13 protein-coding genes and 1 pseudogene are annotated in these 16,548 nt (G+C 44.5%); 7 read left to right on the top strand and 7 right to left on the bottom strand.

The annotated features are described in order from the left end of the window. Positions 1-30 precede the first annotated feature (30 nt). Entirely contained in the window at positions 31-1,362 is a 1,332-nt protein-coding gene (locus KHN79_RS15580) for a DEAD/DEAH box helicase (protein WP_182010151.1), read from the bottom strand. 545 nt (positions 1,363-1,907) lie between these two features. Here KHN79_RS15580 and KHN79_RS15575 point away from each other — a divergent pair. Continuing rightward, on the top strand, positions 1,908-2,153 hold the full coding sequence (locus KHN79_RS15575; protein WP_182010152.1) for an Lpp/OprI family alanine-zipper lipoprotein: 246 nt from the start codon (positions 1,908-1,910) through the stop codon (positions 2,151-2,153). Positions 2,154-2,189: 36 nt separating this feature from the next. Here the strand turns inward: KHN79_RS15575 and KHN79_RS15570 are convergent, their stop codons facing one another. Genes KHN79_RS15570 through KHN79_RS15555 form a run of 4 tightly spaced genes read right to left on the bottom strand, consistent with a single transcriptional unit; the run spans position 2,190 to position 6,294 of the window. Beyond that, positions 2,190-3,116, bottom strand: coding sequence for a L,D-transpeptidase family protein (locus tag KHN79_RS15570; protein ID WP_182010153.1), 927 nt, complete (start codon positions 3,114-3,116; stop codon positions 2,190-2,192). Between the two features lie 6 nt (positions 3,117-3,122). Then, the gene (gene phrB / locus KHN79_RS15565; RefSeq protein WP_182010154.1) at positions 3,123-4,538 is read right to left on the bottom strand and encodes a deoxyribodipyrimidine photo-lyase; all 1,416 of its coding nucleotides are present in this window, start codon (positions 4,536-4,538) and stop codon (positions 3,123-3,125) included. A gap of 9 nt (positions 4,539-4,547) precedes the next feature. Beyond that, complete coding sequence (locus KHN79_RS15560; protein WP_182010155.1) at positions 4,548-5,354, bottom strand: MerR family transcriptional regulator; 807 nt, start codon at positions 5,352-5,354, stop codon at positions 4,548-4,550. Continuing rightward, entirely contained in the window at positions 5,344-6,294 is a 951-nt protein-coding gene (locus KHN79_RS15555; RefSeq protein WP_182010156.1) for a DUF523 and DUF1722 domain-containing protein, read from the bottom strand. Before KHN79_RS15555 ends, KHN79_RS15560 begins: the two co-directional genes overlap by 11 nt. A 395-nt stretch (positions 6,295-6,689) precedes the next feature. Between KHN79_RS15555 and deoD the strand changes: the two genes are divergently transcribed. From deoD to KHN79_RS15535, 4 genes and pseudogenes are all read left to right on the top strand, one after another. After that, positions 6,690-7,400, top strand: coding sequence for a purine-nucleoside phosphorylase (gene deoD / locus KHN79_RS15550; RefSeq protein WP_182010157.1), 711 nt, complete (start codon positions 6,690-6,692; stop codon positions 7,398-7,400). Between the two features lie 52 nt (positions 7,401-7,452). Further along, positions 7,453-8,939: pseudogene (locus KHN79_RS15545) on the top strand (lactate dehydrogenase). 162 nt (positions 8,940-9,101) lie between these two features. Next, positions 9,102-10,634, top strand: a complete 1,533-nt coding sequence (locus KHN79_RS15540) for a hypothetical protein (protein ID WP_182010159.1) — start codon at positions 9,102-9,104, stop codon at positions 10,632-10,634. A gap of 200 nt (positions 10,635-10,834) precedes the next feature. After that, the gene (locus KHN79_RS15535) at positions 10,835-12,418 is read left to right on the top strand and encodes a GGDEF domain-containing protein (protein WP_182010160.1); all 1,584 of its coding nucleotides are present in this window, start codon (positions 10,835-10,837) and stop codon (positions 12,416-12,418) included. A gap of 35 nt (positions 12,419-12,453) precedes the next feature. Here the strand turns inward: KHN79_RS15535 and KHN79_RS15530 are convergent, their stop codons facing one another. Next, positions 12,454-13,341, bottom strand: coding sequence for a DMT family transporter (locus tag KHN79_RS15530; RefSeq protein ID WP_182010161.1), 888 nt, complete (start codon positions 13,339-13,341; stop codon positions 12,454-12,456). A 297-nt stretch (positions 13,342-13,638) separates the two neighbouring features. On the opposite strand from KHN79_RS15530, the gene KHN79_RS15525 reads away from it, so the two are divergent. Together KHN79_RS15525 and KHN79_RS15520 are read left to right on the top strand one after the other, a co-directional pair. Beyond that, a complete protein-coding gene (locus KHN79_RS15525) occupies positions 13,639-14,019 on the top strand; it encodes a DUF3302 domain-containing protein (RefSeq protein ID WP_182010162.1) in 381 nt (126 codons plus the stop codon). Further along, on the top strand, positions 14,019-15,152 hold the full coding sequence (locus KHN79_RS15520; protein ID WP_182010163.1) for an HlyD family secretion protein: 1,134 nt from the start codon (positions 14,019-14,021) through the stop codon (positions 15,150-15,152). Before KHN79_RS15525 ends, KHN79_RS15520 begins: the two co-directional genes overlap by 1 nt. Positions 15,153-15,238: 86 nt before the next feature. On the opposite strand, the gene KHN79_RS15515 is transcribed toward KHN79_RS15520, so the two are convergent. Further along, the gene (locus KHN79_RS15515) at positions 15,239-16,420 is read right to left on the bottom strand and encodes an MFS transporter (protein ID WP_182010164.1); all 1,182 of its coding nucleotides are present in this window, start codon (positions 16,418-16,420) and stop codon (positions 15,239-15,241) included. Between the last annotated feature and the right edge of the window lie 128 nt (positions 16,421-16,548).

The following is a 16,548-nucleotide window of genomic DNA, read 5'->3' as shown; positions in this document are numbered from 1 at the left end:
GGAGCTTTTTCATTGGTAATGATGACGAAATTAATCTTCTGAGCTTGGCGCCACAGGTTTCTTCTTAGGGATGAAGACATCATCGCCCACAGATACGTTTTTGTAGAAGCTCTTATCGCGATTAACTGGCTTCTTAGCAACTTTCTTCTGAGGACGCGCTTTCTTAGCAACAACCTTCTTATTGTTGCGGAAATCTGGTTTACGTGGCTTGATACCTTTAAATTTGCCTTTCAGATCTTCAAAGACTGAAAACGCTAGGTCTTGCTGTAAGTATGCCTCAACACGTTTAAAGCTATCCCAGTCTTTCGGACCAACAAGAGATACTGCATCACCTTTGTTACCAGCACGTCCTGTACGACCTACTCGGTGTACATATTCTTCTGTATGCTTTGGCATATCAAAGTTAATAACGTGCGTAACTGTTGCGATATCCAAGCCACGTGAAGCGACATCCGTGGTAACAAGAATCTTAAACACCGCGCGCTCAAACTGACTCATAATGGTATTTCGTTGAGTCTGGTTTAAGTTACCGCTCAGTGCGACAGCCTTTAGCTTTTTCTCGTTGAGTTTTGCTGTCAGGCGCTCTGTATCATCACGGGTTGCAGTAAAGATGATCACCTGACGGTATTCTGCTTCCGCGAGTACGCGGTCAAGAATCGCTTCTTTATGATCTAGATGATCACACAAGTAGAATTTTTGAGTGATGTCTTTGTGTTCTTCGTTAGAAACACCAATCGCAATACGTTTTGGTGCATTCAGCATCTCAGAGGCAATCGAATTAACCTCAGCATGATCCAACGTTGCCGAGAACATCAGTGTCTGGCGGCGACGGTGTTTAGCCGCGTTGTGAATACGACGTAGTTCTGGCGCAAAACCAAGGTCCAACATTCGGTCTGCTTCATCAAGGATTAACGTTTCCAAACCATCAAGGTACAGAGAACGGTGCTCCAGGTGGTCAGCTAAACGCCCAGGCGTAGCTACAATAAATTTTGGGTAACGACGCAGTGCTTTTACCTGGTCGTTGAAGTTCTCACCACCGAGAATCAGAGCAGCCTCGTAAGAAAGACCGGCCAGCATTGAGCGAAGTTCACCATACACCTGTTTAGCCAGCTCACGCGTAGGTGCCAGAATCACAGCACGCGGGTCTTTTGCTGAAAACGACTTGGTCTTAAGTGACTTGTGAAGCATTGGCAATACAAACGCCAAAGTCTTGCCTGAACCCGTTTTCGAAGACGCTAATAGATCCTTGCCTGCAATCGCAACAGGAATTGCCTGCTTCTGAATGTCAGTCGCTTTTTTGAAATCGTAGTGTTTTAGGTTCTTCAACAATCGGTTGTCTAGGCCGAGATCTTTAAATTGCAAAGTATTCTCCAATAAATCAGTCGGTATGAGCGTTCTGTGATGTCGTTTCCGCTCTAACGTGGCAAAAATTAAAAGCCACATATAATACCGCAGATCATAGGAGTATAGATAGAGATCACACAAACTAATTGTTGAAGATGAAATAGACCTGTTATTAGCAGTAAATTCACTTGAAAAAGCAAAGTTGTGATCTATGTCCTAAACTTAATCACGTAAATACTAGCTGCCGTGTCGATAACGCAAATAATCAGACTTATCGAAGCATATCGCGGTTATATATGCAGAGAAGCTTACATTTGCGTCCATATCGTCTAAATTATTGATATCAGGAACGTGGCCAAAATACCTGCTATGAGGTAAATGAAAGCTGAAATGTGGTCTTTTGTTAGGCTCAGGTAAAAGTTAACGTCGGGTAGTCCATGAAATTCTTGGATTTTTTTGACTTTTGCGACATCATGTACTGATATAATGTGTCTACATTAACCTCGCTTCACAAAAAAAAAAGTTAAGGAGCGAGACATTCACTATAAGCAAGGAGTTCTTATATGAACAAAACGTTGATCGCAGCTGCAGCCACTTCAGTACTTCTACTAGCGGGTTGTGCTTCTTCTGATAATGCTACTACAGCAAAACTAGACGAACTAAGTAACAAAGTTGATATGCTGAGCCAAGACGTAGATTCTTTAAGATCTGACGTACAAATGTCAAAAGACGCAGCAATGTCTGCTCAAGAAGAAGCAGCACGTGCTAACGAGCGTATTGACAACATCGCTCAATCTTACACTAAGTAAGCTCTAGTTGTTTGAATACTAGTATTATACCGCGCCTTAGGGCGCGGTAATTTCTACCGGAACACCATTCTGAGCGGTGATCACTGCTTTTGCCTTAACATCTTTAATTCCAAATTCACTCAGCCACCAGCCTAGCTCTTTAGGTAATTCGAGATCATCTTTCTTACCATTGCTACGTGTCAATGGTTCATGCGCTTCAACAAAGACACTTCTGTCTGGTTCTAATGCTACTTTAACCGGCTGGTTGATAATTCTTACTTTTTCTCCACGCTGAACTTTGTCAAATAGCCATTCAATGTCACTCGGATCCATACGGATACAACCGGCACTAACACGCATACCGATACCAAAATCCTTATTCGTACCATGAATCAAATACTCTCCCCTTCCGTATGCCAGGCGAAGAGCAAACATACCCAGAGGATTATCAGGACCAGCAGGAACAACAGCTGGTAAATCAATACCTTTTGCTCTGTATTCCGCGCGAATTGAGCTTGGAGGAGTCCAGGTAGGGTTAGGACGTTTCTGGCTTACGCTGGTTGTCATAACAGGAGTATCTCGCCCGATACGACCAATCCCAACCGGGAACACATGAACGACTTCACCTTCTGACGGAAAATAGTACAAACGCAGCTCTGCCAGGTTAATGACGATACCTTCTCTTGGCACCTCAGGAAGAATAAGCTGAGAAGGAACAGTCAGAACACGTCCTGATTGAGGGAGAAAAGGATCAACACCTTTGTTTGCTGCCATCAGAGCAAGCATGCCGACATCATAGAGCTTAGCGATATTAGCCATCGTTTCGCCATCTTGCACAACATGGTTTTCATTGCGACCAATAACACGACTGCTATCTGTAGGTAGCTCGTACATCTTAGCAAATGACAATCCGCTGACTAATGACAATGATACAGATAACAGGGTTCGTTTTGCGAAACTCATCGGTCGCATTTTGCTAAGCATTTAAGTTTATTCCTTGGCACTTTTAAAGAGCCGTAAGGTTATCTCTCTTTCCACTTTATGATCAACCATCGGAGTGTGATAATCCAGTAAAGAAAAACCTTCCCAATTCCATGGTTTATGAACAAACTTATTTGGAACCGTCTTAATTTCCGGTACCCAATGGCGTACAAAGCTTCCATCAGCATCAAACTTTTCACCCTGGCTGACCGGATTAAAAATGCGGAAATAAGGCTGACCGTCACATCCCGTCGATGCAGACCACTGCCATCCTCCATTATTGGCTGCAAAATCACCATCCACGAGTTTGCTCATAAAGTAGGATTCGCCCCAGCGCCAGTCAATGTGCAAATCTTTGGTTAAAAAGCTCGCCACAATCATTCTTAAGCGGTTGTGCATCCATCCGGTCTGATTGAGCTGACGCATTGCAGCATCGACGATAGGATAGCCGGTTGTCCCGGTTTTCCATCGCTCAAATGCTTGCTCGTCGTAAGACCATTGAATATTTTCCTCCCACTCGATGAATGCTTTTCCTTTAACCAGTTTTGGCTCAAAAACCAGCAAGTGTTGGTAGAATTCGCGCCAGATGATCTCACTTAGCCATGTCGCCTTTCCTTCCGGCAAATCCGGTTGCTCATTCTCAGCAAACAACCTTGCAATACACTGTCTCGGAGACAACGCACCGATCGCCAGATAAGGAGACAACTGACTGGTTCCGTCAACAGCAGGAAAATCACGTTCCACCTTGTAATTATCACTACGCTCGCGAGCGAACAATCTTAGCTGATTCAAAATATCATTCGTTGAAGCACGCCAGTTATCACTGGATTCGCGGGGATAACTAAAAGTGAAATTGTCATTGAAGGTCATACCCTCTAAAAGGGATAAAACCTCGCCTGAAAGAGCTTGTTGAGCCTGAGGCTTGAAAACAGATGGCATTTGAAATTTTTGCAACCAGGCGCGTTTAAAAGGAGTAAATACCTTAAAGTAATCACCCTGCTTGTTCAGAACCGTAGTCGGAGCATGGACACATTTGTCATGAAACAGCTTAAAGCCAACGTCAGATTGATTTAACGCCTTAGAAACCTCACGATCAAGGGCTTGCTCATTCACTTCATAGTGAATGTTTGCCATTACACTGTTCACGTTTAACAATCTTGCCCATTCGGAGATTACATCAACACAGCCACTGAACTTTTCTACTTCTTTATACAGAAACGGAATATTCAACTCAGTGAGCTCATGCTCCAGATGCTCTAACCGGCGTGCAATAAGATCTGCCTGAATTGGGGCCATATGGTGCTCTCGCCACTGCTCTGGTGTTGCGATAAAGCATGCAACTACCGGCTGACCAGTTTCTATGGCGGCTTGTAATGCCGAGTGGTCTAACGTTCTTAAATCTCGTCTGAACCAGACCAATACCATGAGACCCCCTTACTCTTGGCTGAGATGAAGTTTTTCTATCACCTCAGAGCACTGAACTTGATTTGGAAACTGATCCAGTAACGCTTTTAATGTTTCAACTTGCTTAACTGGCAGCGCTTTATTAGAAAACAGAAATACGCGCTGAAAGCGTTCCATGATCTGATGTTCAATTAAACCTGAGATGTCATTTACTTTGTCAATTAAAGTAATATGGAAACCCTGTTCACAAAGCTTTGCCGCTTGAATCCAGCTTTCTGCTTCCCGAGGCTGTTCAAAGCTGATTAGTAAACACTTACCTTTTGTCGATGCCTTATTTTCAGAATCAATCACGAGAGCAAGACGCTTAATAAGGCAGGTCTGGAAAAGCCCCATCTGTAACGAACGTAAGGAAACCTTGACCAGTTCCAGTGCGTCAAATACAGGGTCAATGAACTGCTCAATAACAATATTGAGGGGATACTCTTTCATCACCGAAGACAGCAAGCTTTCAGTCTTAGCGTGATTAAGTTCGGCCAGTGCTGAAAGCACCGACCCTACCTCTTCTAATGCATGAGGTTCTGAGCTAACTTCTACATCATCGGTTCTGCCCAGCAAACCTTTCACTTTACCGATGGCTATGCCTTTCGCCAGCCAGCTTTGTATTTCTTTTATTGTATCGAGATCCTGCTGACGATATAAACGATGACCTTTTTCTGTCCGTTTAGGTTGGATAAGGTTGTATCTTCTCTGCCAGGCTCTGAGAGTGACGGGCTTCACGCCCGTCAAATCAGCGACATCTCTAATTGCGTACAGTTTTTCTTCTGAACTACAAACCATAACGTAATCTCATCTCCTGAGGGTGCGGCTCTAAGTACTTTTGCTTCTGCAAATACTCGTCCGGATAAGTCTTTAGATAATGTTTTATCAGTGTTATCGGTGCAAGCAACGGCAACAAACCAGTACGGTAATCATGAATTACTGTCGCTAACTCTTCTTTTTCGTCTCTTGTTAATGCACGTTTAAAGTAGCCTTGCAGGTGCATCAACACATTGGTGTTATTTTTTCGGCTCGCACGGTTTGCAAGTGCGTTCATCAACCCCAAACGATATTCGGCAAAAAAGTCTTCAATCTCATAGCTTGCAACATCAGCGACTAAGCGGCCCAATGCCCGATATGATTCCGGGTGATGAGCCATTAGCGTCAGTTTATAACGCGAGTGGAAATCAATGATCTTGCCACGAGTAGGTTCTCCTGACATGGATTGATAGAAGTCGTTAAGACAATATACACGAGTAATAAAATTCTCTTTAAGTACCGGGTCATTCAGGCGGCCATCTTCCTCGACAGGTAGCCACGGCATATTATTCATTAGAGTTTGTGTGTACAGACCTACCCCTTCTTTAGCAGCATTATTCTTACTGTATACCTTGACACGCTCCATGCCGCAGGTTGGTGACTTCGCACACACGATATACCCGCACAATTCCTGATTTTGCAGCTCTGCGACTTTGCTCGCTGAATAGGCCAGCATTTTATCAGTGTGGTCGTTCTCCGGATTCTTCGTTTCAACCAGAGCTATGCGCTCTTCATTGGAAATAAGACGGATTGTCGGTCTGGGTACTGGCATACCTACTCCTACCTCAGGACAGACAGAAACAAAATCGAAGTAATTACTGAGCTCTTTCGTGACAAAATTACTGACCTTATGACCTGAATCGAAACGAACACGTTCACCGAGTACGCAAGAACTGATACCGACTTTGATTAAAGATTCCATAATGACGCCATCCCTATACAAAAGGTTTTGTTGTATAACTTATAGCAAGACCACTTAGATTGTACAAGAAATTAAACTGTACAATTAACCATTTTACTCAGAGGAAAGAAGGTCAGATCATCAGCAACAAAATTTTTTTTTGCGCCTTACCTATTGATTTAGTGTTCGTCATTAGCACGTTTTTGCGCAGCAAATCGATTGCCTTTTGCCTTTCAACAAAATTAGTTATAATGCATGCCATTAGTTTCTATAAGGGTGTTTTTTGTGATGAAGATCTCAAGTGATTGGTGTACTCCCCGTTATTATTGCCTTAACGAAAACGAACCGATTCAACAGAATTGGTAATAGCCATCTATACTAGATGCGTTTTATCAAAAAATACTTTGGAGAGCACTATGGCAACCCCACACATCAACGCACAACCAGGTGATTTCGCTGAAACAGTTCTAATGCCGGGTGACCCTTTGCGAGCTAAATACATCGCTGAAACATTCCTGGATGACGTGAAGCAAGTTTGTGACGTTCGTAACATGTTTGGCTACACAGGTACTTACAAAGGCAAGAAAGTATCAGTAATGGGTCACGGTATGGGTATCCCTTCATGCTGTATCTACGTACACGAACTGATCGCTGAGTACGGCGTGAAAAACGTTATCCGTGTAGGTAGCTGTGGTGCTGTACGTGACGACGTAAAACTGATGGACGTTGTTATCGGTATGGGCGCATCGACAGACTCAAAAGTTAACCGTATCCGTTTCAACAACCACGACTTCGCAGCGATTGCTGACTTCGAACTTCTTGAAGAAGCAGTAAAACAAGCACGTCTGCAAGAAGTACCAGTTAAAGTGGGTAACGTATTCTCTGCAGACCTGTTCTACACACCTGAAGCGGATCTATTCGGAAAAATGGAAAAACTAGGCATCCTAGGTGTAGATATGGAAGCTGCAGGTATCTACGGCGTAGCTGCTGACCTAGGTGCAAAAGCACTGACAATTCTGACTGTTTCTGACCACATCATCCGTGGTGAAAAACTAAGCTCTGAAGAACGTCAAAAATCGTTCAACGAGATGATGACTGTTGCACTAGAAACAGCAATCAACATGTAATGTTTGCAGCCGGTTCCTGACCGGCTGCCCTAATTACCCAGAGGGGGCGATCGTGTCTAACGGCGAACTGCCAAAAGATGCAGATGGTTTACAACTCAACTTTTGTAAAACATTGGCGTGTGACAACTTTGGATTGAGCGATGCAAAACGTTACGTTCTGCAACATGCGAACCCTAAGCGTCCTGCGATGGTCTGCCGTGAATGTGGAGCTTTCCCCCCTTTACTAAACAACTCCGATGTGGTGAACGAACTTCATCGTCTGCGTCATGTCCATAGCGATGGCCTGCCAGCTTGTCGTAATGAAGACTGTGACAACTTCGGACTCTCTGTCCACACCCATAAACATCTATACCATGCCTTTGGTTACAGTGGCGATCGCCAACGTTACCGTTGTAAAGCATGCCAGAGTACTTTCGTCGATAAATGGTCCGGTGCAAACAAAAAGCTTCAGTTTCAGGAAAACTTAATGGCTTTATTGTTTACAGGATATTCCGTGCGCGAGATTTGTCGTAAGCTCGATATCAATCCTAAAACCTTTTATGACCATGTCGACCATATCGCGAGTCGCTGTCGCCGGAAACTCGCGACTATTGATGCCCGGTGGGTGAATCACGCTAACCAGTATGAGTTATCATCAAACTATGTAGCTCTGCAGCCAAAGAGTAATAATGGTGTGTATTGGATCGTTTCCGGAGAAGCGCGCTCCGGTTATATTCTTTGCCAGCACGTCAATTACTCTGCTGATGAAGAACCACTTGGCCCGCTTGACCATAATCCCTACGATCCCGTCTCTCGCTTCGTATCTCAAGAGTACACTGCCGAAGCCAGCGAATCTCCAGCTGAGCCCTCTAGCAAACTTCGAGAGCGCATCGATCAGAAGTACCAGACCATCTTAGCACGCGGAAATGTGGAAGATCCGCTAGGAAACCTTTCGGTATTCCATTACCCGTCCAAGGGCGCACTTATTCGCCCTCCGTACACCTCGTACGCTCATTATTTGCATGTCCTTGATATGTGTAATCCAAACAAGCGGGTATCTATCTACATGCCTCAGGATCCACTGTTGCGATCGGCGGCGTTGAGCGTTTGCCTTTCACGCATCAAGGAAAAAATGTCGACTTAATGTACGTGGAAGAAGAACCGTCATGGAACATGAACTCGCCATTTGGCAAAGTTGATATTGTTTACATGAGTTGGTGGCGTGACCGCTGGGCAATTTCAAGCCAGGCAGACGTTACAGGCCAGGCAGAGAGTACCAAAGGGATCTGTTACCTTGCTGGTGATAATAACGAACCCCAAAAATGGTTCAATGTCGCGACAACACGTCAAATACAGTTTTATCAAAGTCGATTCCAGCTACTTTTTGAAAGCTTCATAAACGAGCCACGTCGCAAATTGAGACCCGGTGGTATATTACCTCTTTTAGATATCTTCAGAGCTTGGCATAATTTGTGCTATCAAGATAAAGAAGGTCTCACCGCAGCTCAAAGACTAGAAGTTACTGATGCTCCTTTGACTATTAAACAGCTCCTGTCCTGATTTTTGGACACCTCTGATATTGCAATCTGGAGGCTGGTGCTATAGTGAAGCCTCCTGAAAAGTTATGAAGTAGTACTTGATCTGCTCTCGTAATGAAATGCACATCTAACGGATTGTATTTAGGTGTAAGTTCCAGTTCGACAGTCATAGGTGTAATAAACCTTGGATAGAAGCCAAATTCAGCTAGAAGACGAGCTGACATTGCTTAAAGAGCAGATTACTGCTCAGCCTGAATCTACTCTTCGCAAAGCAGAGGCGTGCCGCGTAAAAGCGGAACAAATCTTGTTTGCTGAAGGAGAAATCAAAGCCTTGCTGATCATGTCGCACTGCTACTGGTGTTTAATGAACTACCGTCAGGGGCTAAAGCTCATAAAAGCTGCCTACGACATACAGATTCAGCTTGATACAGATGATCACCTTCCAGAAATTCTTCACATTTTCGCATTGCAGTACTGGGGACAAGCCAAGTATTACTCAGCCCAGCAATACTGGATCAACGCTCTGGAGCAATCCTCCCTTGTCGATAACATCGATATTCAGATAGAGTCACTTATCGGTTTGGGTAATGTCTGGCGCATCACCAATGACCACCAACTTGCCGCATCTACTCATGAGTTAGCCGTTAAGGTGGCAAATAACGTCAGGATCGCGCGGTTAGAAGGTAAAGCCCGTATCTTATTGGCATGGGATTACTATCTGCTAAAAGATTTTGTCAATATGCTAACGGTTCTTGATGGCGCAACAGAAGTTCTCAAAGAGCATGAAGACTCAACCTGGCAAGCTGAAATTTGGGACTTTAAAGGTTTAGCTCTGCTCGGACTAGAGCGTTTAGATGCCGCAGAAGTAGCAACACAAAAAGCGTATCAGCTTGCAGTTGAACATGATCTTACGTGGATGAAAGCGCACTCGTTCATCAGCAGGGCTCGTCTGGAGCTTTTGCGCAAAGATACAGAGTGTGCAACGAAGTTATTGCTTGCTGCTGAAGAGTCCGCACGCAGCTTCGATAACGGAGAATTACTCAGCCAAATCTGCTTCCAGCAGTCACAGGTAGCTGAACAGCAAGGCGATTTTGAAGCTGCTTTCAACGCCTTCCAAAAGTATCGTCAATACGCGCTGAAAATGCTTAAAGAGCAAAGATTCCAAGTTAGTCGGGATAAAGCTCACGGCTCGAAACGTAAGCTGGAACAACGAGCGCGGAAACTCATCAACCATATTCGCTCTCATCATGAATATAATCCAGAGAAGCAGCTTTCTAATGTCGTCTCCGAAACGTACTGGTGGGAGCAACTCGTCCTATTTAAAAGTGAGCTAAGCCAGTCCAATCACGCCGTGATAATGATAAGCCATTCAGAACCCGCTTTTCTGGATGCATGTACCGAGCTTGTCCACTCTCTAACTACGTCAAATGACCTCATTTCCCGAATTTCCAGTAACAGGCTCGCGATGATTATTGCAGACAAAGGTCTGGCTGCCGAAAAGCTGTATGAGACAGTCAAAACGATGATCAGTATTTACCCATGGGAGCGACGTGGGCTAATAGGGCCGAAACCAATATTATATTTGCAAGACATTCTTACTTTCCCGTTCACTTTAGAGCAATTGGAAGAAAGTCATGTATACCCAAATGACTTCAAGATACAGGATTCAGAGCGTTGTCACTGGCTCAAGTTCCAGGAAAATAGCGCAGCGGAATAGCTCGCTCTTTCCAAGTTATTTGACGTAGAAATTGTGTCAGTGACACGCTCCCGAAGGGCGAGTTGCCTTGGCTCACAGTCTTTGTTAACGATTTTTGATTTAGAACCACTAGATCTTCAAATCGTTGCCTCGTCTGTAAACCAAGTCATTCTCGCTGAACCTAGCATCTTGAGGTCAATTGGGTATAGAGGTAATGAAAAATGGAAAGATTGCTTAATAAAGTAACGGATGCAGACATAGACCCGTCCTCCGTAACCGGTGAAGACGCTATCAGGCTCTGGGAACATATCAGGCTTAACATTGCATCAAACCAGCGCGAAAAGGCACACTGCCTAATCATCAGTGCCGAATTTCGTCGTGAATTAAACCAGCTAAACGAAAGCATCTCTGAGTTAAGGCAAGCTCTGGATTCTCTTACTCTTCCTGATCATGTTGAAGACATTTTATTGGTTAAGTCGAGCTTATGCGACAGGTTGGTCGAAACCGGAGATTTTCAGTCAGCATTGGCTGAATATATCAAATCGACCAATATTGCAGTGGAGTACGGTTTTATCGATGAGTATGTTATCGCTGTCGTCGGCATGGGACACCTGTGCGATGCTTATGGCGATCATGAACGCGCATTACGCTACTACAAAAAAATTGAGTCAGTTGATCACTCTATCAGTAGCCGCGCGCTTCGCTTACGTTATAAACTGTATATGCTTGCATGCTTTATCAATCTCAAGCGAACCGCTGAAGCGACTAACCTACTAAATGAGTGTGAAGAGCTCAGTATCCTAGTTAGTGATAAAAACCTCGCAGGACAAATCCACCTTTACCGGGCAAAGCTCTATAAGTTGCAAAATGACGACTGGAAAGCGCTGCAGTCTCTTTCTAACGTTCAGTACACGACCGGAAGTTGCACAACGTTCTGGTTATCTACAATGGTCAAAATTGAAACCGCCTACTGCCTTAATAACACCGGCAATGTCCCCTTAGCCAACTTAGTACTGTCATCGGTAGAAAAACGTATTCAGCGTCACACGTCTTCGATTCTTGCCCGGCACTTTTACAATGCTAAGAGCAAAATTAGCGCATCCCAAGGGCAGTTTGAAGTAGCGCTAGACAGCGAAAAACGCGCGTTCAATATTGAATCTAACTTAATAAAAAATATACCTATCAGCGAGCTGGGTTCAGCTCAACTTCGCCGCCTGTCACGGTTTGAATTGCAGCTCAAACTGATCTTGTCCGAAATTGAAAACAAAGAGCTCAAAGAGAGATCGCAACAACACAAAAATACGGTCGCTCAACTGCAACAGGATGTGCTCACCGATCCGCTGACATTACTGAACAACCGCCGTTGGTTGGAAGTAAAACTTAAAGATCTGCTGCTCCACGATACGCCATTTACTCTGATGGTAATCGACATTGATCACTTCAAGTCTATTAATGACGAGCTGAGCCATTTGATCGGCGATAAAGCAATAAAGAGAGTGTCCAGACAATTAGCTAACTACTTTAAGTTTGAAGGAGCTTCGTGTGTTCGCTTCGGAGGCGAGGAGTTTCTCGTCATTCTGGAAAACTGCAATATAGAAGACGCAGAGCTTCACGCAGAAAACTACCGGAAGCGCATATACCAACATAACTGGAGCGAAATTCTCGGAGAGCGAGGGTTAACGGTATCCGTTGGTATCACCGCTCATCGTGAGGGTGAAAATACCCAGCGTACATTCTACCGGGCCGACAAAGCACTATATCGGGCCAAAGCTAATGGCCGAAACCAAATTTGTACCGAGCTGTAAACGTTTTACCAAAGCGTCTACAGCTGAGTCTCGCGCTACAGGAAGAACAAAGAAATACCTAGCAGAGCGGTTACCGTTCCTAAGATACTTTTTATTCCTATGCGATCTCCTTTAATTATGTAAATAATTAGGATAAACAGAGGGCTGGTCGCAATCAGTGTCTGAGCGATGGCTGGGTTTGCGTTCTTTAGCGCTACTTGCTGGAGCCATAGTGCGAGAAAAGTTCCGACAAAAATGGCAAGAAAAAGCCAACTCAGCGCTTTTGTTCCCATCCCGAACAGGTGCTGTTTAATACCAGCAAAAGGCGCTCTTTCAAAAAACTTGATCACAACACATACTGCAAGCACACCGATACTTAAACGGATAAACGCACCAAGTATCGGCGGCAAATCTCCCGCCACCAGCGCATAGTGAGAAATCACGACACCCGATGCTTGGCAAACACTCGCAAGCAGACCAAAAGCGATCCCGCTCCAGTTCGTTCTTTCTCCAGAGGAAGGTTGAAACACAACAAACGTTACAGCTGCAGTCGTGACCAACACCCCGAGCCAGCTTTGTAAAGTCAGTTCAGAACCCAAGAACATCAGAGCCAAAATACCAGACAGAGGTGGGGCAAGAGATTCTAGTAAAAGCGTTTTATTCGGACCAATACGTTTCAGCGAGGCAAAGTAGGCAGAGTCCCCTATTGCAATACCAATCACTCCGGAGATAGCCAGAACGACTAAATGCACAGGCTCAATATGGTTTGGTATCTGTTTAGAAGATAATGGCATGACGGCCAGCATCATAAATGACGCCACAACACCCTTAACAACATTCAGTTGAAGGGCCGAAAATCGATGACTGAACTGACTGTATATCCAGGTCGCTATAGCCCAAACAACGGCAGCGCTTATAGCTGCAATCTCACCTAAGTACTGCAATCTGTTTCCCTTTCTTCCAATAAAGGTCTATTAATTTATATATCCGGCGGCTTCAAGATACGGTTTGAATGTTCCAAATGCTTAAACCTAAACTTTCTAACCGCGTTACAACTATGGCTGGCCTAATTTTCCGGTTGTCGCCACGTCTTTATGGCCACCCTTTGCGCTGGAACAAAGTATCTTTAGGTTAACTGGGTACAAGGCCAAAAACACTTGATCCATTTATGTTTGTAACAAATACTTAAGCAACTAATTTACATGACTTTTTTCATATAGCAACAAGCACGGGTAAGTAAGATGTTTCTAGATTATTTTGCACTTGGGATACTCATTTTCGTTGCTTTGGTCATTTTCTACGGAATCATCGTTATTCACGATATTCCCTATGAAATTGCCAAAGAACGCGACCATCCTCACCAAGACGCGATTCATTACGCTGGTTGGGTAAGTTTGTTCACACTGCATGCCCTTTGGCCGTTCCTGTGGATTTGGGCAACATTGTGGCGCAAAGAGCGTGGTTGGGGCTTTAAACAACTAGAACAAGAAACACACGACATCCACCATCGTCTTGAAGAGCTTATAGACGAAGTGACCGAGCTAAAAAACGAAGTTTCGGTATTGAAGCAACAAACTCAGCAAAACCCAACCGCTGACGACCTAAGTAAAGAGGAAAAATAATGGATTTATTGCTGATCCTGACTTACACAGCCTTCTGTATAGCGGTTTTCAAAATTTTTAAAATTCCTTTGAACAAATGGTCTGTACCAACTGCTGTATTAGGTGGCGTTGTATTGATTGGCACACTAGTGCTGCTCATGAACTACAACCATCCCTTCACCCAAATTGGTAATCAAGTCTACCCGACAACGCCTATTGTATCAGGCGTTCGTGGACGTGTGATTGAAGTTCCGGTACAACCCAACCAGCCTTTAAAAACGGGTGATGTACTGTTTAAAATTGATCCAACGCCTTTTGAAGCAGAGGTGACTCGCCTAAAAGCAAAAGTCAAAGAAGCGAGCCAAGGCGCTCTGGGGCTGGAATCTGGCTTGCAAGAAGCGAAAGCGGGCGTGATCAAGGCGCAGGCTGAAAGAGATAAAGCACAACGGGAATTTGCGCGTTACCAAAGCGGATTCAATCGTGGCGCGTTCACTGAACAAGATCTCGATACCCGACGTCAGGCATACAAAGCGGCAGAAGCAACGCTTGAAGTTGCCTTACAACAACAAGAACAAGCCGAACTCGCGCTCGACTCGGAAGTCGGTGGTGAGAATACTCAGGTTGCACAACTACTTGCAGAATTACGTAAAGCTGAGTTCAACTTAGAGCAGACTGTAGTTCGTGCGCCGACTAATGGCTACGTAACTCAGCTAGCTTTACGCCCTGGTGTGATGGCTGTACCGTTACCACTAGCCCCAGCATTGACTTTTGTCCACACTGAAGACATGCAGTACTACACTGCAGCCTTCAGACAAAACTCTCTACAAAGACTTGAGCCTGGATTTGAAGCTGAGTTTCTGTTCCGAGCCATTCCCGGCAGAGTATTTAAAGGCGAAGTAGTTGAGGTTCTACCAGCCATTGGTGAAAGCCAATTCCAAGCACGCGGAACACTGTTAGGTACAGATGCACTTCGTACAAATGGACGTGTTTTCGTGAAACTCAAAATCACAGATGATCTGAGCGAATTCAATCTACCTATGGGTACAGCGGTCGAAGTCGCGGTCTATTCTGATAGCTTCCACCACGTTGCTATTATGCGTAAAGTACTGATCCGTATGACAAGCTGGCAAAACTACCTATATCTGGACCATTAATATGCTGACGAGTTAAACAGAAAAACGAAAAAGGAGCTGATTTCAGCTCCTTTATTATTTCCAGATCAGATATAAACTGACAGGCACTAACTCCATTTCAACACACGGGTTTCATTCCCTTCTTCTGGCTTAGCAGGAATGTTCAACGAGAACAGCAAGCTGACCGCCGCCATGCCTGCTCCAATGTAGAAAACGCTCGAAGGCGACACCAACCAAATCACACCGAATGTTACCGGAATGACAACTGCCGCAATATGATTGATAGTGAACGCCACACCTGCTGTCGAGGCCATATCCGCAGGATCAGCAATTTTCTGGAAGTACGTTTTAATCGCCAGCGCCAGAGCAAAGAACAGATGGTCAACAACATAAAGCGCAGCTGCCCATTCCGCGGTCTGTACTAACCCGTAACCAACAAACACAAAAATAAGGCCAACGTATTCGAACATCAGCGCCTTACGTTCCCCGACAACGCCAATAAAGCGACCAATGCGTTTAGCAAACAAGAAGTTAAACAGGTAGTTAATCAGAAACAATAAAGTTATATCTGCTGCCGAATAACCAAACTTCTCAACCATCAGGAACCCAGCAAAAACAGTAAAGATTTGACGGCGAGCGCCACTCATAAAGGTCAATGCGTAATACAACCAATAACGTTTACGCAGTACCAATTTCTTATTTTGCGGTACTGTGGATTTAAACTGAGGGAAAGCAAACGCCATAACAAGAATCAGCACAAAACCGATTCCTCCTGCAATTAGGTAAACAGTTTTGAAATCCAGTTTGAGTTGCTCCAGCATCAGCCACAAAGCACCATAAGTAATCAGCGAGGCGAGCGCACCAACCGAGATGAATTTACCCAGCATTTCGGGCGCTTCGTCCTTAGACAGCCACTGCAGAGAAAGGGACTGCTTCAGTGTTTCGAAATAGTGGAAACCGGTAGACATCAACAAGGTTGTAAAAAGTAAGCCATACAAAGTGGGAAAGTAACCTGTTAACGCGGTGCCTAGTGTCAGCATCGCAAGTGAAATCAGCATAAAGCGCTGTTCACGAACAAAGAGCAATACAAATACCGCAGTAAACGACAAGAATCCCGGCACTTCACGGACACTTTGTAGCAGGCCGATGTCTGAACCATCAAAACTGGCTTTTTCAATAACGAAGTTGTTTAGTAATGCCATCCAGGTAGAAAAAGCGATAGGCACGATGATAGAAACGAGTAAAAGAAAATTTTGCGGCGTTCTCCAGCCTTGAGATGAGATGTTCATGATGCATCCTTGAGATATGAAGGAATCATCATAGCGCCAATTGTAACAAATTCACAATATCAATATCGCGCAAGGTTTAGCGCGTCTGAAAAGCAAAAATACTCTTCAAACGCAACTAGCCATTAGAG

The sequence above is a fragment of the Vibrio sp. B1FLJ16 genome (assembly GCF_905175385.1).
In the GTDB taxonomy this organism is placed as follows: Bacteria; Pseudomonadota; Gammaproteobacteria; order Enterobacterales; family Vibrionaceae; genus Vibrio.
The sequence above is the reverse complement of the archived record's forward strand: the minus strand, read 5'-3'. Positions and strand labels throughout refer to the sequence as shown.